The sequence below is a fragment of the Liquorilactobacillus uvarum DSM 19971 genome (assembly GCF_001434935.1).
Taxonomy (GTDB): domain Bacteria; phylum Bacillota; class Bacilli; order Lactobacillales; family Lactobacillaceae; genus Liquorilactobacillus; species Liquorilactobacillus uvarum.
In genome coordinates this window covers 1-18,202 of record NZ_AZEG01000011.1, presented here as the reverse complement: position 1 = coordinate 18,202, position 18,202 = coordinate 1, and the positions used below count along the sequence as shown (strand labels likewise).

The window sequence follows — 18,202 nt, the reverse complement described above, 5'->3', positions numbered from 1 at the left end:
GCTTAAAAAAATGGGAACGATCACACTTCCCGAAAAATAATGACAGTTATTTTCATTGCTGCTTTGATTCTTTGGATTATGGTGAGTTTCATTCATGTTGACGCGACTTTGACTAGCACTATTACAGGTATTTTGTTGTGGCAGAATGTTCTACGCGAAAGTAGGGCGTGGAACACGCTGACTTGGTTCTCAGTTCTGATAATGATGGGCCACTGAACTAAATAATTTCGGCTTTATCCCTTGGTTAAGCAAAACGATTGCTAATTCACTCAGTGCTTTATATTGGTTTGTTGTTTTGGTAATTTTAGTTATAGCTTTCTTTTTTATAGCCATTATCCATTTGTGAGTGCAACAGCGTACATTAGTGCAATTATAGTGTTCTATTAGCAATTGAGATTGATGTGTATCATTAACTAAAAAAGGATTCAATCCATTCGAAGCTTGAATAGATTAAATCCTTCTTTAGTTTTTTAGTTGTTTTGCTGGCGTGTATGTTCAGCTAAATGAACAAGATGTGTCAAGAATGCATGCGTTGCCGCTTCATAATGATACTTGCGCCCCAATTTTACTAAATAGCCATTTATGTAATCAACTTCAGTAGGTCGGTTGTGCGACATATCTTGGTACATAGATGGGTAGTGCAGGGGGTTAGCAACAGTCGAAACGTAGTTAACACTTTCTAATTCTTCTTGGCGGGTATTGAGCATTTGAATACCAGCGCGTTCACAAACATCATATGCTTCATTGATTAACTGCTTGCTCAATTCGTCTGCACCAGGGTAGCTTGCAAATTCTCCCATCGTAATTTCAAACAGTGTACACAGTGTGTTAACGACAGAGTTAAAGACAACCTTGGCTAACAATGTGCCCATGAAATTAGTTGTTAAATTGGGATTGAATTGAGCCTTTTCAAGTTCACTGACGATTTTGTGGGTCGTTTCGTCTGGTTTTTCCGTATAGTTTGCAAGATTCATCGTACCTGCACCGCGAGCTCCGATGAAATCAACATCTCCAGGTCCATTTAGAACTGTTGCAACAAGTGCGGTTCCAGCGATAACTTTCTCTGGTTTGAAATATTGAAGTAATTTTTCAACATGACCCATCCCATTCATGCAAGTTAAGACGTATTGTTTATCATTGAAAGAATGCTCCATGCGTTTCAGAAAATCTGCGAGATGCATTTGCTTATCAAAGACAACCCAAACATCAGGATCGCCACTATAATCTTCGGGATAGAACATTTTTACAGGTACGAGGTGCCGATCTTTGTGATCACGTGAGACAAAAACACCTCCCTGTTCCTTAACCTTTTCAACATTTGGTTTCCATGTATCTACAAATTCAACCTCATTACCTGCTTCTTGCAACAAAACTCCGTAACGATAGCCCATGGCACCTGAACCTACAACTGTGAATTTCATGTATATTACCCCTTTCAGGAACGTTTTAGTTAATGTCGATAAATAAAAAATAATGACAGTAAACAAAAAAGCGACCTCAGATAAAAAATATCTAAGGACGCTTTTGCGTGGTACCACCTTTGTTCGCTCATCTACGATAAGCCTCTTATCCGAACTAAAAATCAATTCGTCAGCACAATAATGGGTGCTCTCCACTGCAATTTACTTAATCACCGATCTTTGATTGCAGCGCTCCAAGATGATCGATAATACATTCAAAGATACCTGCTCTCACCAAACCAGGTTCGCTTAATCCGGGAAATGAATTATCACTTCTTATCAACACGTTTAATCTCATTACTTTTTAATATAGTCGTAGTTTAACGCAACCATGTAAAAGAGTCAATTTTTTTTAAAAAATAAATTTTTATCATTGCTGATAGTAGCTGGATTAGGAGAGATTTTAAATAATTAATTGAAATTGCAACTGATAAATTGATTAAAATTAAATTAATTAAAAACTTGACACAAGCATGATGCATAGGTTAAACTGACATCAATCTTTGATAGTGTTCGTTCAGAGTTGAGGGATTAGAGGAGCAGTTTTGTCTAGAGAGTACCGTTCAGTGAAAAGGTATCAGGACTGTTGTTTAAAAGCTCAATTCTGTGAGTTCGTTTTTCGAGACGAATTGGGTAGCATCCATTAGCATGCGAATGTGTCATTTATTTTGATACATACTAAGGAATTGTTTGTGAGAATGATTCGAAAAAGGTGGTACCACGCGGAAGCGCCCTTTGGTTGATGAGACCAGGGGTGCTTTTTATTTTGTCAAAAATAGTATAGGGAGTGATGTTCATGAAGTATGGAATTATTGGTGCAGGAGCAATGGGGTATCGTTATGGGGTTATGCTTCAAGAAAACGCAAAGGTAGAGGTCGATTTTATTGACACATGGGAACCAAATGTTGAAAAAGTACGGGAGCAAGGTGGCGTTTCTGTAGCTCGCGATCATAAAAACCGACGAGTTGTGCCGATTAACATTTTTTACCCCGAAGAATACCAGGGTCATCCGGATGTTTGGATTATTTTCAAAAAACAGATGCAACTTGATGAAGAGCTGAAACGTGATGCAGCTGCAGGCATTTTTCACGAAGATCAATATGTTTTTTCTGCAATGAATGGGATGGGACATTTTGAAAAAATTGCAAAATACTTCCCAGCTGAACATATTATTTGTGGAACAGCAATGATTGCAACGCGCCTTGACGGTCCAGCAGATGTTGATTTCATGGGTGCTGAAGGTGCGGAAGAAATGCATGTGGCACAGTATGTTGGAACTAAACCCGCTGAAGTTACACAAAAAATGATGGATGAATTTAAAAAGGCCATGCTCAATCCGATCTTTGCCGAAGATTATCTGGGAATGTGTATGTCGAAGGTTGTTTTTAACGCGGTCGTTAATACTTTATGTACAATGTTTGAAGTTCAAATGGGACAATTCATCGAATATGAAGGTGTTCCTGAGATGGCACGCCAATTATTCAATGAAGCATATGATGCGTGTGAACGTGCAGGTATTCATTTAATCGAAACACGTCAACAGGAGATCGATTCAGTAACGACGATCAGTCATGCATACAAGTATCATTATCCGTCAATGTACCAAGACTTTTCTAAAGGAAGACCGACGGAAGTTGACTATATAAATGGCTATATTGCAAAGATAGGCCGTGAGAATGATTATGTTTGCCGGACACATGAATTTGCAACTCATCAGGTTCATTTAGCGGAATTAATGCGCAAATATCACCAGAAATAGCAATACTTATCACTAAAGAGCATCAAGAAACTTTTAGACATTTTAAGAAAACAGCTGGGCTAGGAGCAAAAGGTCAATTTGTTCCTAGTCCAGTTGTAGTTAGAACCAGTGGCGCTGTCGAAATTATTTAAGTGCTGCAGTAATTGCTTTATTAAAAGCTGGTAGATCGTCAGGCGTGCGGCTAGTAATTAGATTATGATCAATTACAACTGGAGCATCTTTGACTAGCGCACCAGCATAGTAAAGGTCTGGCTGAACAGTTAGATATGATGTCATTGTACGTCCTTTAACTAAGCCCGTCTGTATAAAGAGCTGTGGTCCATGACAAATCGCAAAAACATTTTTATCTGCAAGTAAAAATTTTCTAGTAAAATCAACAAAATTTGGATCTGAACGCAATTGATCTGGAGAAAAGCCGCCAGGAATCAGCAAAGCGTCAAAATCTGCTGGATCTACCTCTTCGATTGATTTATCGATAGGAATTTCAGCACCGTGTTTACCAGTTACTGCTTTCTTTCCTGAAAAACCAATGGTAACAACAGTATGTCCGTCTTTTTTTAAAGCATTGGCAGGGGATGTATACTCAATATCCTCGACTAAGTCTGTAACGACAACTGCAATTTTACTCATAAAACATCCTCCTATAAAATTTTTTTTGAAGTTTAACCTTCTGTTACAATATAACAAGAATCATTTTTACGTACAATTTATCGGCTTAAAAAATGATTCATTTAAGAAGAAGGTTGGGAAGGAAAATGAGTAGAAGAAAAAAGAGAAAGCCTGTGTTGTCAAGTGTAGTTGTAATCATTTTATTTCTGGTTTATGTTATCACACAGCCAGACCAGTTTCTAAAAAATAATGTGAATAACACAACTACCACAACTACTGGACAAAAGAGCAATCTCAAGGATGTGACTGCTGAAAAACTAATGAATTTGAATTTTCACTCCGGTGACACACCGGTAGTAATGGTTAATGGAAATAAAAGTACACTTCAGATGAAAGATTGGAGAAAAAACACAGTAATCTACAGCACGTTAGATAATTTAAACCGCACCTCAAGTCCTAACACTGCTTATCTAGAACAAAGGAATGTTGTAGATGATGGGCAAAGAGTGCGGCAATATGTTCAACCAACGGCGTGGCATCAGAAAATGGAGAACGGGGAAGCTATTTTGAATCGCGGCCATTTGATCGCATATTCGATTTCAGGGGGAATTGATCAGAATGGAGATTATGATCAATCACAGCAAAGTGGTGATCAAAATAATCCTAAAAACCTCTTTACTCAAACAGCTTTCTCGAATCAAAGATTGCAGACTATTTATGAGGAAAAAGTACGAGATGCTTTAAAGCGTGGGCATAAAGTTATTTATCAGGTTCAACCACTTTTCAGAAACCAGGAATTGATGGCACGTGGTGTTCATATGCAGGCACTATCAGATGATGGATCATTGAATTTTAATGTTTACCTGTTTAATGTTCAACCTAAGTACGTTTTTAATTATCAAACTGGACGTTCAACAAGAAATGCGGCTTTTCAGGTTACATTGCCGGCAAATTTTTCTTCATAAGAATTGAAAATGTGCAAACAATTAATTTGTAACTTAGGCTTAAATGACTTAAAATGACGGCGATAGCGTAGTTTATATAGGTAGAAAGTGTTTGGAGGTGCAGTAAATGAAAATAGGTTTTATTGGTGGTGGACATGTTGCCCAAGTACTAGCTAAACTTTTTATTAAGGAAGGGCATACCGTAGTTTTAACGAATAAACATGGGTTGGAGAAACTAAAACCTGTGCTCGAGCGTTTAGGTCCGCAAGCTCAGGCAGGCAATTTGGCAGAAGTGGCTAGGCAAGATCTAATTATTCTTGCAGTACCTTATAAGGCTGTTTTTGAAATAGACAATCAGTTGTTAAAGGGGAAAGATGTTGTTGATGCTACCAATTATTTTCCACATCGTGATGGTGATATCGAGAAGTTGCGTGAGCACCAAAATGCAACGAGCGAATTGGTAGCAGAACATTTCGAGGGTGCTTTTATTGTTAAAGCGTTTAATTCGATTCCAGTTGCTGATCTAGCAGGGCTGGCAGCTCCTGAAGAGAATGTTCAAAAAATCGCACTGCCATTAGCGGGTAATGACTCAAGGCTGAAAGAAAAAATTGCAGACTTGATCGATCAGATTGGTTTTGTTCCCTATGATGTTGGTAACCTTGCAGACAGTCGTAAAATGCAGTCGGATACACCGGTCTTTTTATTTATTGGTAATGAAAAAGCACTAGGCAAAAAAATTAACGGGTGATTTTACTTTCAAAGCTGTTTTTTTGAAAAATTTTGAGGTAAAAAATAATATAAAAGTATAAAGTAAAAAGCTAGATCAAAAGTTAACTTTTGATCTAGCTTTTTACTTTAATTCTGTATTATATGAACTAACATTGTTCAATAGTCAGACTTTAAGTGAATCGGTATTACCTGTTGCTATTTTTTTAGGTATGTTGTTTAACGGGTATTTTTAAATAAAAAACGAAAATGCTCATTTCTTGCATAATCTAGAAATAGAGACCATGATAATCGGTATAGACAATGTTAAACAAAAACTTGATAATTAGTAAACATAGTTTTGGGAGATAGAACAATAATTTAGGATCAGCAAAGGGATGATAAGAATGGCAGATTTCTTTATTGAGACAAAAAATGCAAGTCCAGAGCTTCCTCAGAGTGATAGGCCTAAAATGTTTATGTTTGGTGTTCCAAGTTATACAAATATGGGAGATCAGGCTGTTTCTTTGGCTTCACGCATCTTTTTTAAAAAAGAGTTTCCAGAATATCAATACATTGAAATTATGGATTATGATAATGAGGCAGGTATTAGTGCGGTAAAAGAAATTATTTCCAAACAAGATATTGTTGGGTATGTTGGTGGTGGAAATATGGGAAGTCTTTATACTGACATTGAAAAAGATCGACGAGATGTTTTCAGCACATTCACAGATAATTTAACAATTTCTTTTCCACAGTCGATACATTTTGAGAAGACAGCTTATGGTGAAGATGAGAAGAAATTAAGCCAAGAGGCTTATAACAAAAATCGCAACTTGATTTTGTTGGCTCGAGATGCGCAAAGTTATCGTCGGATGCAGAAGACTTTTAAAAATAAGATTGCATTTACTCCAGATATGGTTCTGTATCTGACACCCAGAACTTTTAATGTTAAAAGGTCTGGAGCATTATTTATCTTGCGCCATGATGGAGAGAAAATATTGGATGAATCGTTTATTGAATCTCTGAAGTTGATTTTAAAGAAGCACTACTCGTTAGAGCGAACGGATACAGTTTTGGAAACACCAACAAAAATTACACCGAAAACACGTGAAAAACTTTTTGAAGAGCAGCTACAAAAAATTGCAAATCAGGAATTGATTATCTCTGATCGCTTTCATGCAATGGTTTTTTCAGTTCTCACCCAGACTCCGTGTCTGTTATTCGGAAACAGTTATGGCAAGGGCAAGCATGCGTATTTTGATTGGCTGGAAAATATCAGCTGGATTAAGTATAGTGACGAGCGTGATGTTACGAGGATAAAAATGGAGCTTGAAACGATCACGAGCGCCCAGGTTCATAGTTATGATCTTCGTCCCAATTTCCGTCCTTTGAAACGTATTATTAAAAAGTACATTGCAGAACGGGCGGTAGTGAGGTAATAGTTTTTCAAAACAAAAACAGACTAGCAAAGATTATTTTTGCTAGTCTATTTTTGTTGTAAAACAATGAAATCTGGTAGTTTGGACCGCTAACTTCCAGATATTTAAAATTACTTTTTTGCTTTTGAAATTTTTTTGCCAGAAGGCAAGACATTATTTGTAATTGGTTCAGATTACACCAACTGCGATTTAGTTTTTTAAACTTTCGATCAGCAGTTTAAACATGATTAATTAAGCAATATTCCCGAAGAAACTAAGCAGTTTCTCCTTAGTAAGTTCATCTTTTTCTTTTCCGCGGGCGTCAAATTTGACTTGACCGTCATCCAGAACGATCAAACGATTTCCGTACTTCAAAGCGTCATCCAAATGATGGGTAATCATCAAGCATGTTAGTTTTTGATCTAGAACTTTTTCATTAGTCTGGTCCATTAATTGAGCGCTGGTGTTGGGATCTAAGGCAGCAGTGTGTTCATCAAGCAATAGGACATCTGGACGCCTGATCGTGGCCATAAGGAAGCTCAACGCTTGGCGCTGCCCCCCTGAAAGGTTTTCAGTAGCTGTATTAATTCGTTCAGACAAGCCGTTATTCATTGAGGCAGTAGCTTGTCTAAATGCAGGCAGGTTTTGCTTTAATTGGCGCAGAGCTAAAGTACGGTGTTGACCTCGTTTGGTGGCTAGAAGCAGATTTTCGGCTACTGTCATTCTGGGAGCTGTTCCTAATTTGGGATCTTGAAAAACTCGTCCTAGAAAACGCGATCTTTTTTCGACAGAATCGCCTGTAATGTCGGTGCCAGCATGCAGTATTTGGCCACTGTTTGGAGGTAAGGTACCTGCAATTGTATTGAAGAGGGTTGATTTTCCTGCACCATTAGAGCCAAGAACTGTGATGAAATCACCATCGAAAACATCAAGATTTAAATGCTTCAGAATCATTGTTTCGGAAGGAGTCCGTCGATTGACAAAAGTGACAATGTTTTTCAAGGAAAGAATAGGTATTTTATTTTGTTCCATTATTTTCAACTCCCTTCATGATTACATGGTCAAGTTTTAGTGACTTGCTGAGGTTGGGAAGCATTAAGCAAATCGCAAGAATAATAGCAGATAATAGGTTTAAGTCGTTGGTACTGAAACCCAACTGTAAAACAATCAACAGAACAAAGCGATAGAGAATACTTCCAAGGGTGACGGCAACTAAACGTTGGTTTAGGGTCAATTCTCCAAAGACGACTTCACCGATAATAATAGATGCGAGTGCAATAACGATGATTCCTATTCCCATATTTATATCAGCATATCCATTATTTTGGGAAATCAAGGCACCGCCAAGTCCAATCAGGCCATTAGACAGCATAAGTCCCATGATCGTCATATTATCAGTGTTAATACCGAAGGAACGTGCCATAACAGGGTTATCACCCGTTACTATAAAGGCTTGCCCTAGATTTGTTTGCAGAAATAGGATAAGGAGGATTGTCACGATTATGATCATTAAAAGTCCGACATAAACACTATCAAAATACTTTGGTAATGACTGCAAGAAATGGCTGCTGAAAACCGTTTTTTTACCCAAGAGGGAAACATTGGCACCACCCATGATACGCAGATTAACAGATAGACAGGCTGTCATGACTAAAATACCTGCTAATAAGATGGGAATTTTCCCCTTGGTATAGAGCAATCCGGTGATTAACCCAGCCAATGCTCCCGTTACAAAGGCCAGAGCGGTTGCCATTAAAGGCGACATACCATGGCTAATAGCGGTAACTGCGGTTGCGGCACCTAATGGAAAAGTTCCCTCAACCGTCATATCAGGAAAATTAAGAATCCTGAAAGTTAAGAAAAGCGCAACACCTAAAATGGCCCATAACAGGCCCTGACCAATACTGGATACGAGCATACTCATTTAAAAACTTCCCCCTCTTTTTCGGCTTGTTCAACGATACTTTGCGGTAGTTGGATACCTAATATTTTGGCTTCTTTTTGATTAATAACATATTTGCCCTTAGTAATGTATGCTACAGGGAAGTTGGCTGTTTTACGTCCACGCAGAACCTGACCAGCCATTTCACCAGCAACTTTACCTAAGTCATACTGGCTTATAGCATATGATGCCAAGCCGCCGTCCTTAACCATTGTATCGGCAGAAGGAATTACGGGAATTTTTGCTTGATTAGCAACATTTACCAGTGTTTTCATTGCTGAGGCGATACCATTATCTTGCGGTGCATAGATAGCATCAACTTGAGAAACAGCTTGTTCGGCAACTTGCTGCATATCATTTGTGCTGGAAATCGTATAAAGCTTGTAATTGATGCCCTGTTGTTTACAAATTTTGGCGAATTTTTTTGCATTGTACTGTCCACCATGATCTGAAGAAGTATAAATGATTCCAACTGTTTTAGCATTAGGAAGTATTTTTCTGAGGAGATCTAATTGCTCTTTTAGAGGTGATTCACCTGAAGTACCGGTGATATTGCCACCGGGATGTTTATCAGAATCAACTAAACCTCCACCGACTGGATCAGTAATACCGGCTAAGATGACAGGAGTTTTTTTGTTTGCGGCGTTAGCTAGAGCCTGAGCCGCAGGAGTCGCAATTCCAGCCATCAAATCAACGTTTTCGTTGGCAAACTTAGTGCTCATGGTTTTTAGATTGCTTTGATCTCCTTGAGCGTTTTGAAAATCAATTTTGATATTTTTGCCTGGTGTATAACCATATTCTTTGAGCCCTGCTACAAAACCGCGATGAATTTGATCAAGCGCTGGGTGAGTTACCAATTGCAAAATTCCAACTGTGGGGATTTTGTTTTTCGATGAACTAGCATTGTCATTTTTGCTAGTTGCAAAAAAAGCAAAGATTAGAAATGCCGCAAGTGCTGCAATTAATGTGTACATTCTTTTCATTTTGATTCCTCCAGATAGTATTAATATAAAGTAGGGCAAAAGAAAAAGGGCAAACCAGCAGCTTTGGTTTGCCCTTAGAAACCGAAGCCTGCTGTATTAGACCCATGCAGACTTCGTACAATACGAAAGTTAGTCGGCACAGATACAAACTGTTTGCCAGATTGCATCCGTAACAACGAATTACAACCAGCAGTGCCGGCTTTGCCAAGAACTATTTAAATTGACAGATTCAAACTTTCGCATTTTACTCGTCCTTCCTAAAACTTATTAGTGCAAGTATAGAAAAATGGTTAGTAATTGTCAATGGTTTTATTAAAAAAATTGTCTTGAATATTAAGAGTTTAACATTGTAGTTTCTTTTTCATGGTGTTCAATGTCCATTTTTACGTCGTTAATGACGTCTTGAATGGTAATTTTGCGCATTTTTGCTTCCGCTGTACTCTGGATATCGAGGTAGTACTTGTTAAGAACTTTTGGCAATGCATGTCCAACAGCACAATCTTTTGAAGTATTTTTATCTACTTTTAGCAAAGGCGCTTCAGGCAATGTAGCCATATAAACATCAAAAATAGTAATTTTCACAGGTGAACGACTTAATTTGGGTGAAGCCGTTCCCTGAGTAGTTTCTAATAACGAGGCTTTTTTCAACTGACTCATCATTCTGCGTGCCAAGCTCGGATTGGTGTTCAAACTACTAGCAATTAAATCACTGGTTAATTTATTGTGTGAATGCATTTGAACATATACGAGAATATGGACCAGATCACTTAAACGATTGTTAGCCATTTTATTGCTCCTCTCTTAAGATGTGACATTTAATGTAATAATAGCATAAAATTTGAGAAAAATGAATTTTAATGTTGTAGTTAATACTTTAAAGTGCTATATTGTTGTTGTGATAAAAAAAGTAACATTAAAGGAGCGGGTTAATATGACAAAAATGATTGCGGGACAAGCACTTGCTAAAGTTCTTCTTGATTGGAAGGTTGACCATATTTATGGAATTACAGCAGATTCGATCAATAATACGGTTGATGGTTTCTATAAAGAAAAAGAAAAATTAAAGTATATTCAGGTAAGGCATGAGGAAATCGGAGCTTTGGCAGCGGCAGCAGATGCTAAATTAACAGGAAAAATTGGTGTAAGTTTTGGTTCGGCTGGTCCAGGAGCAGTTCATTTATTGAATGGCCTCTATGATGCAAAAATGGATCATATACCCGTGTTGGCATTAGTTGGTCAATCCTCAACTGGTGTAATGAACACAAACTTCTTTCAGGAAATGAATCAAGATCCTATTTTTGCAGATGTTGCAGATTTTCACAAACAGGTTGTGAGTGCCGAACAAATACCTTACGTTGTTGATGAGGCTATTCGCTCAGCATATGCTAACCATTCAGTTTCAGTAGTTATTGTTCCTGATGATTTATCTGGACAGAAAATTGATTTTAAAGGTTTTAAAACCAAACCTATTCGAGCTATTAGTACACAAGTAGTACCGCAGCAACGCGATATTGATGAAGTTGTCAAAGCACTGAAAGAGGCTGAACATCCGATTCTTTGGGTTGGAAGAGGAGCAATGAATGCAAGAGATGAAATTATTAAGGTTTCTGAAAAATTCAGTCTTCCAGTTCTTACAACAGTACCGGCTACAGGGGCCATTCCAACTGATCACCCTAACTTTATGGGTTCGCGCGGTCGTCTAGGAACAAAACCGGGTTTTGAAGTTTCGCAAGCCGCAGATTTGGTTTTATTTGTCGGAACTAATTATCCTTTTGCAAGGTTTTTACCACAAAACATCAAGTTTATTCAGGTAAATAATAATTTAGCAGATCTGGGTAAACAACGTGATGCGGATCTGACGGTTTTGTCTGATGCAAAATTATTCTTTGTAGAATTGTTAAAGTCCGACTATAGTGTTGAATCTAATAAATTCTTGAAAGCAGCCCAGATTAATAAGAAAAATTGGGATAAGTGGTTGGAAAGCTTGGCAGCGGATGATAGTGAAGGCTTGGCTGCTGAAGGAGTGATTAAAGCTATTCGGGAAAATGCAGCTGACGATGCGATTTTTGGATTGGATGTGGGAAATAATACAGAATGGTCTATTCGTCAGTTGCCATTGAACAAGCAGCAAAGAATGACGATGTCTCCATGGTATGGGACGATGGGATTCGGGTTACCAGCTGGACTTGCGGGTAAGTTAAGTTTTCCTAAGCGGCAAACATGGACGATTTCTGGTGACGGGGGTTACGCGATGGTAATGCCAGATTTATTGACGGAAGTTAAATATCATTTACCAATAGTTAATGTTGTTCTGGAAAACAATTCTTTTGGATTCATTCAACATGAGAAACTAATGAGTGGTCAAGCTTTGTATGGTATTGATCTGCTAGGTGCTGACTGGGCACGTATGGCTGAAGATATGGGAGCGATCGGTTTCAAAGTTACTAATCTTCAAGAATTGAATGACGCGATGAAAAAAATTGATGAGCTTCAGAAAAAAGGAAATAATTTGCCGATTGTGCTTGATGCAAAGATAAAAAATGTAGATCCTATCGATACAAGTTTTGTGCAAGTTGATCCAGATGTTTTTGATACACAAACCATAGATGACTACCGCAAACGTTATAATGTTGATGAAAAAACTCAGCCAGCATTCAGTCAAATTCTGAAAGAGCAGGGTTAATGGCAATGAGACTGTATGTACACAACTGAGAATTTTGACTTTCAAACTTATGAAATAGATGTATATTCAAAGAGGGACCTAGATCAAGTTTAACTTTTGATACAGGTCCCTCTTTATTTTTTAATTTAGTTTTAGATTGTGTTCAAAAAAGATGTTTAAAGGTAAGTTAAATAGCTTTCTGTGAGGAGAAAAGTTGCTTCTGAAGCAATTTCATTTGCTCAAAATTATCAGTAATCAGACCGTCGACACCGGCTTCAAATAAGCTGCGCGCGGAGTTTTCGTCATCTATAGTCCATAAACGCTGTGGAACATTTACTTGCTGATAATGTTGTAAATGTAATCCTGCTAAACCTGTTTCTTTAACAAATTTTTCAGCATCAGGTACCTGTCTTTCCGTCAGCCAGCAGTACTGTTGGCTAGGGTCCAGCTGATGACAGATTTTCAAGGTTTCAAGATTGAATGAGGAGAAGATGACAGGAAACTTAAGATCACTCTCTCTAATCATTTTTAAAACTATCTTTTCAATATGAGCATAGTGTTTTTTATCAGTTTTGAATTCTAGGTTGAGGTGCACCGCTTGATAGGCAGCAAGGTTTAAAATTTCAGCCAAACTTGGAATTGGCTCAGCATTTCTTAGCTTGAATTGACGCAACTCAGCAAAGGTATAGGAATTTACCTCTCCACTACCGTCAGTTGTGCGGTCAATCGTTTCATCATGAATAATTACCGGGACACTATCTTTAGTTAAATGGACGTCAAATTCAAGACCATCGATCTGATGCTGAATACTATATCTGAAACCGGCGAGTGAATTTTCAGGAAATTTTTGCGGATAACCACGATGACCAAAAATTAAAGTATGTTTTAACATAACTAACTCCTTAAATGTGAGCCTTTTTCGACTTGAATATTTTTAGCAAACTGACATTATAATACAATACAGAGAGTGATATGTTAAATGGAAATTAAAATTCCTGCATTATGCTGTCCCACATGTTAAGTATAGTATGCAAATGTAATAATGTTATGTTTTGCATGTAACGAGTTGGTAAAGATTATTAGGAATTGCTGTTTGCAAGTATAAAGGCGCAGATGTGCGGTCTAGCGAATAATTTTTTTGTTAGGGTCTAGTATGTTTACCAATAAAATAATGATGAACAACAGGTTAACAACCCCAAAGACAGCATGCAATGAATTAAGAATGATTGGGGTAAATATTTTTTGGGAATAGGCATCGATCTTATTGGTTGAACTGATGAATTTATTGATTGCTGAAAATTTTATACCATGTAGTTGCAGCCTGATAAATAGATTCAAGATGGCACCGTAAATGCCAATCATCAGGGTCTGACCAAGGGTTCGGCCTAAAGTGATGATGGCAGTTGCAGATCCTAACAATTTTTTACTAACAAGATGCTGGCTAAGCATGATATTTACACTAATTACGATTCCCATACCGAATCCACTGATTGCAGCAATGATGTAAAATCCCCAATATGGGAATGAAGAGTTAATAAAAAGCAATGTAAAGTATGAAAGAAATTGAACTGAAACAACAGTCAAAATAATGTTTTTAGGCGAGAATTTTTTCAGCAGCCTACCGACAAGAAACGAAGCGAATAGCCACATAACAGAACTAGAAGTAACGACAAGACCAGATACTGTGGCCGGAACGCGGTAAAGGGACTGCAGCCAAATAGGAAAATATATTTGATAGCCGATAAGAATTCCACTTAAAAGCGTAGAAGTGATAACTTGAATTGAAAAAGTGGGATTCGTAAATATTTTAAATGGGATCAGCGGATCAGAAACTCTTTTTTCCTGCTTAAAAAGGAGAAAAAAGCTTAGTAACGAAGTAATAAATAAAATGGCCGCAAGCCATATGTTATCATCAATTTTTTGAATACCTATCAGTAGAGAAAACAATGAAATAGCAAGCCAGCATATACCATACCAATCAATGTGCAAATCAGTTTTAACTGCTAGGGTTTCTGTATATTTAAAAGTAATAACTAAAAAGACAAGGACACCAAGTGGGACATTGACAAAAAAGACCCAATGCCAGCTAAGTGTATCAACTAGAAAACCTCCAAGTAGAGGACCAAGCAGGGCGGAAAGCCCCCATGCAGTATTATTGAAAGCCATAATTTTAGCGCGTTCTTGGAAAGAGTACATGTCAGCGATAATAGTGAAGGTTAAAGAAATAATCGAACCTGCGCCTAACCCTTGCAAGGCACGTGCTAAAATCAAGAAAAAGATCGAGGGAGATAGGCCGCTTAAAAATGAGCCTAAAGTGAAAAAGATTACTCCAATTTGAAAGACCTTTTTTCGTCCCCAACTGTCTGCTAGTTTGCCATAGATTGGAGTTGTGATGGCAGTCGTTAGCAAATAAGTGCTCATGATCCAACTTTGATAAGCAAGTCCATGTAGTTCACTTATGATTGAAGGAAGTGCAGTGGTAACGATGGTTATCTCCACAGAGGTCATAAAAGTTGCAATAAAAATTGCAACCATAATCCAAATTCGTGCCTTGTTTTTCATAAAATAAGTGACCATCCTTTATTTATTTAGTGGTTCTGGAAAGAGCCACTAGATTATTATTTAACAAAAATGTATTAGATTCAACTAAACTAAGCTGATGTCAGCTGATGTTCAATTTTTGTAAGCCAAAAAAATTCTCATTCCATAGCGTGTTAAGTTATAATATAGTTACATATTTCACTTTTTTTTAAATACGCAGGTTTTAGCAAAAGAAAGGATTTGGCAGAGATGCGAAACGATAAGTGTAAAAGAATAGCGTATCATATACCTGATCGATAAAAACACTATAAGGATAAAAAGGATGGTTTTTTATGCAAGAAGAAAAGCAAACAAATTTAATGGGTACAAGCGAAGACAGCGATGATTCTGGACCTAGACAGCAGCTTTGGAAAAATAAATCCGAAGAACTTGAGAAAAAGTTCAAGACAGATTTAAGCCAAGGGTTGACCAATGAAGAAGCTGAACGCAGGCTTAAGGAAAACGGTAAAAATGAATTGGTTTCTAAAAAGACTTCGAATTGGATGCTCTTTTTTAGACAATTCAATAATAGCATCACGTATATTTTAGCTGCAACGGCTGCTGTTACCCTTTTCCTGCAACATTATCCAGATTCGATTGTTATCGGTGCTGTAATTATTGCAAACGCGTTGGTTGGCTTTTTTCAAGAAGTTTCAGCAGATAATGCGCTCAATAAAATTAAGGAGCTTCTGGTTTCTGAATGTTATGTCATTCGAGATGGACATAAGCTTGAACTACCTTCAAAGCAGGTTGTGATTGGTGATGTCATACATCTTGAAGCTGGAGATGCAGTTCCTGCTGATTTGCGCTTGATTTCAGCAGACAATATGAAAATTCAGGAATCGAATTTAACTGGTGAGACAGATTCGGTTACCAAAACTGAAGATGCAATTAATGTGGATGGACTGCCATTGGCTGAACGAACTAATATGGCTTTTGCCTCGACTTCGGTTACCAACGGTTCAGGCGTAGGAATCGTTGTAGCCACAGGTACAGAAACAGAAATTGGACACATTCAGCAGGATGTAGTTGAAGTAAAAAGCAAAGCAACGCCCCTGATGCAAAATTTAAACAAATTGGGGTGGGCACTTTCCATAGCTATCATTGCTGTTGCCGTTATATTGTTCATTTTGGGAGCTTTTCTGCAAGTTTATAGTTTGCCTACACTTTTGATAGCCGTAATTACAATGATCGTAGGCTCAATGCCAGAAGGCATGCCTGCAAGTGTGTCAGTTGTGCTGGCAATGGGAACACGTAAACTGACCCGAAAAAAAGCCATTGTCAAAACCTTACCAGCAGTTGAGACATTAGGCGCTGTTAATATTGTGAATACAGATAAGACTGGAACGTTGACTAAAAACGAAATGACTGTCACTGATATCATCACGGCTAATGGACGATATACTGTTTCGGGTGTAGGGTACGATGCAACTGGCCAGATTCAAAAAGAAGATGGAGAGAAAGTTGAATGGAGAAATAGCGATGAATTGAAGTGGATAATTCAAATTGCTGGTCAGACAACTGATGCTTCTTTTCATCAAGAAGAGGGGCAGTGGGTGCTGACAGGGGAACCAACTGATGGGGCATTGACAGGACTGTTCCATAAATTCACAGGAGAGGCTCCAGTTGTTGAAGAAATTGATTCGCTGCCCTTTGATTCGGCATTTCGTTATTCTGCGCGATTAGCACTTCTCAACAATAAAAAGGTGCTGATGGTCAAGGGAGCACCGCAAACTCTTTTTGAAAAAATGCAAGAACATGGAAGTCAAGTTGATAAACAGAATTGGCTGAAAAAAATGGAGCAATTAACCAAGCAAGGAAAACGTGTGGTAGCATTGGGATACCAATTTGCGTCTGACGAAACAGACGAGATTATCTCGGCAGACATAGGGGACAATTTCCATTTAGTTGGTATGGTAGGCATCATTGACCCGCCACGCCAGGAAGTAGCAACTTCTATTCGTAAACTAAGATATGCAGGCATTAAGGTCAAGATGATCACTGGGGATGATCCCAATACAGCGATGGCGATTGCTAGGCAGTTAAAGCTAGCTGATAATGTTAACGCCATTACGGGCCCTGAGTTAGATAAAATGTCTGAGGAACAGTTGGCAAATGAAATTGATAAATATACCGTTTTTGCGCGAACTACTCCCAGTGATAAGTTGAAAATTGTCAAGGCACAACAGCAAAGAGGTAATGTTGTTTCGATGACGGGGGATGGTGTCAATGATGCACCAGCATTAAAACAAGCAGATATTGGTGTTGCAATGGGAATCAAAGGGACTGATGTTGCCAAGAGTTCAGCTGATATGGTTTTAACGGATGATAATTTTACGACGTTGTTAACGGCTGTAAAAGAAGGGCGCCATATTTTTGATAACATTCGTAAGACGATCCGTTTTCTGTTGCCGACAAGTTTTGCAGAAGGGTTAATCGTTGTCATGAGTATTTTATTAGATCAGACAATGCCGCTCTATCCGACCCAGTTGTTGTGGATAAATATGGTTTCGGCTTTAACGATTCAATTTGCGTTTATTTTTGAACCGGCCGAAAAGGGGATAATGACACGTGGACCGCGTAAGGTTAATCAAGGAATCTTGAATAAAACAGATGTGATTGAAATTGCCTATGTTTCACTGCTTATTTCGAGTTTGGGCATGATTGCCTACAACATAATGACTAAGCAGGGGATGTCAGAAGTTGTCGGCAGTACAATGACATTAAATGTGATTGTTTTTGGAAAGATTTTTTATCTTTTTAATATGCGCAACAATCATCCTGTTTTTTCACGTTATTTTTTCCAAAATAAAATGGCATTTTACATTATAGCTATTTTGCTTGTTTTACAAGCTGGAATAATATATCTGCCGTTTATGCAGAAGATTTTTCATACGACAGCACCAGGTTGGTTAGCCGGTTGGGGTGTACCGATATTAGCTGGGGCAATTGTTCTGATTGTTACAGAGGCTGTTAAATATATTCACATGTATATCTATCGTCTTTCATTAAAAAAAGAGCAAAGAAGTTCTAGATAATTGAAATGTTTTGTTGGTAAAAGTACCAGTGGTGACAGAAAGGAGGCTGTGACATAACTAGCCTCTGTATAAGCAAATAGGACGAGAAACCGAATTTTG

Annotated in this window: 16 protein-coding genes; 7 read left to right on the top strand and 9 right to left on the bottom strand. The window is 38.0% G+C overall.

The genetic code is table 11. The features are described from left to right. The first annotated feature begins 39 nt into the window (after nucleotides 1-39). A complete protein-coding gene (locus FD20_RS14100; protein ID WP_420864738.1) occupies nucleotides 40-216 on the top strand; it encodes an anion permease in 177 nt (58 codons plus the stop codon). A gap of 254 nt (nucleotides 217-470) precedes the next feature. On the opposite strand, the gene FD20_RS06755 is transcribed toward FD20_RS14100, so the two are convergent. Beyond that, on the bottom strand, nucleotides 471-1,421 hold the full coding sequence (locus FD20_RS06755; protein ID WP_057737022.1) for a ketopantoate reductase family protein: 951 nt from the start codon (nucleotides 1,419-1,421) through the stop codon (nucleotides 471-473). Between the two features lie 205 nt (nucleotides 1,422-1,626). Continuing rightward, complete coding sequence (locus tag FD20_RS14010) at nucleotides 1,627-1,758, bottom strand: hypothetical protein (protein ID WP_268871943.1); 132 nt, start codon at nucleotides 1,756-1,758, stop codon at nucleotides 1,627-1,629. 498 nt (nucleotides 1,759-2,256) lie between these two features. Between FD20_RS14010 and FD20_RS06750 the strand changes: the two genes are divergently transcribed. Beyond that, complete coding sequence (locus FD20_RS06750) at nucleotides 2,257-3,219, top strand: ketopantoate reductase family protein (RefSeq protein WP_057737020.1); 963 nt, start codon at nucleotides 2,257-2,259, stop codon at nucleotides 3,217-3,219. 123 nt (nucleotides 3,220-3,342) lie between these two features. Here the strand turns inward: FD20_RS06750 and FD20_RS06745 are convergent, their stop codons facing one another. Continuing rightward, nucleotides 3,343-3,849, bottom strand: a complete 507-nt coding sequence (locus FD20_RS06745; protein WP_057737018.1) for a type 1 glutamine amidotransferase domain-containing protein — start codon at nucleotides 3,847-3,849, stop codon at nucleotides 3,343-3,345. A 125-nt stretch (nucleotides 3,850-3,974) separates the two neighbouring features. Between FD20_RS06745 and FD20_RS06740 the strand changes: the two genes are divergently transcribed. From FD20_RS06740 to FD20_RS06730, 3 genes are all read left to right on the top strand, one after another. Then, nucleotides 3,975-4,793, top strand: coding sequence for a DNA/RNA non-specific endonuclease (locus tag FD20_RS06740; RefSeq protein ID WP_083489069.1), 819 nt, complete (start codon nucleotides 3,975-3,977; stop codon nucleotides 4,791-4,793). A gap of 106 nt (nucleotides 4,794-4,899) precedes the next feature. After that, entirely contained in the window at nucleotides 4,900-5,520 is a 621-nt protein-coding gene (locus tag FD20_RS06735; RefSeq protein ID WP_057737013.1) for an NADPH-dependent F420 reductase, read from the top strand. A 364-nt stretch (nucleotides 5,521-5,884) separates the two neighbouring features. Beyond that, nucleotides 5,885-6,919: a polysaccharide pyruvyl transferase family protein gene (locus FD20_RS06730; protein WP_057737011.1), complete on the top strand. Its 1,035-nt coding sequence runs from the start codon at nucleotides 5,885-5,887 to the stop codon at nucleotides 6,917-6,919. Between the two features lie 231 nt (nucleotides 6,920-7,150). On the opposite strand, the gene FD20_RS06725 is transcribed toward FD20_RS06730, so the two are convergent. From FD20_RS06725 to FD20_RS06710, 4 genes are all read right to left on the bottom strand, one after another. Then, nucleotides 7,151-7,930, bottom strand: coding sequence for an ABC transporter ATP-binding protein (locus FD20_RS06725; protein ID WP_057737009.1), 780 nt, complete (start codon nucleotides 7,928-7,930; stop codon nucleotides 7,151-7,153). Further along, on the bottom strand, nucleotides 7,917-8,822 hold the full coding sequence (locus tag FD20_RS06720) for an ABC transporter permease (protein ID WP_057737007.1): 906 nt from the start codon (nucleotides 8,820-8,822) through the stop codon (nucleotides 7,917-7,919). The genes FD20_RS06725 and FD20_RS06720 overlap by 14 nt, the downstream gene beginning before the upstream one ends. After that, nucleotides 8,819-9,823: a tryptophan ABC transporter substrate-binding protein gene (gene trpX, locus FD20_RS06715; RefSeq protein ID WP_057737005.1), complete on the bottom strand. Its 1,005-nt coding sequence runs from the start codon at nucleotides 9,821-9,823 to the stop codon at nucleotides 8,819-8,821. Before trpX ends, FD20_RS06720 begins: the two co-directional genes overlap by 4 nt. 333 nt (nucleotides 9,824-10,156) lie before the next feature. After that, entirely contained in the window at nucleotides 10,157-10,609 is a 453-nt protein-coding gene (locus FD20_RS06710; protein ID WP_057737003.1) for an Rrf2 family transcriptional regulator, read from the bottom strand. A gap of 145 nt (nucleotides 10,610-10,754) precedes the next feature. On the opposite strand from FD20_RS06710, the gene FD20_RS06705 reads away from it, so the two are divergent. Next, nucleotides 10,755-12,506, top strand: a complete 1,752-nt coding sequence (locus FD20_RS06705; protein WP_057737001.1) for a thiamine pyrophosphate-dependent enzyme — start codon at nucleotides 10,755-10,757, stop codon at nucleotides 12,504-12,506. Between the two features lie 166 nt (nucleotides 12,507-12,672). Here FD20_RS06705 and FD20_RS06700 read toward each other — a convergent pair whose 3' ends face one another. Together FD20_RS06700 and FD20_RS06695 are read right to left on the bottom strand one after the other, a co-directional pair. Continuing rightward, a complete protein-coding gene (locus FD20_RS06700; RefSeq protein ID WP_057736999.1) occupies nucleotides 12,673-13,377 on the bottom strand; it encodes a glycerophosphodiester phosphodiesterase in 705 nt (234 codons plus the stop codon). A 230-nt stretch (nucleotides 13,378-13,607) separates the two neighbouring features. Continuing rightward, nucleotides 13,608-15,047, bottom strand: coding sequence for an MFS transporter (locus FD20_RS06695; RefSeq protein ID WP_083489068.1), 1,440 nt, complete (start codon nucleotides 15,045-15,047; stop codon nucleotides 13,608-13,610). Between the two features lie 311 nt (nucleotides 15,048-15,358). Here FD20_RS06695 and FD20_RS06690 point away from each other — a divergent pair, with 311 nt between their 5' ends. Beyond that, the gene (locus tag FD20_RS06690) at nucleotides 15,359-18,103 is read left to right on the top strand and encodes an HAD-IC family P-type ATPase (protein ID WP_057736995.1); all 2,745 of its coding nucleotides are present in this window, start codon (nucleotides 15,359-15,361) and stop codon (nucleotides 18,101-18,103) included. Nucleotides 18,104-18,202: the final 99 nt, after the last annotated feature.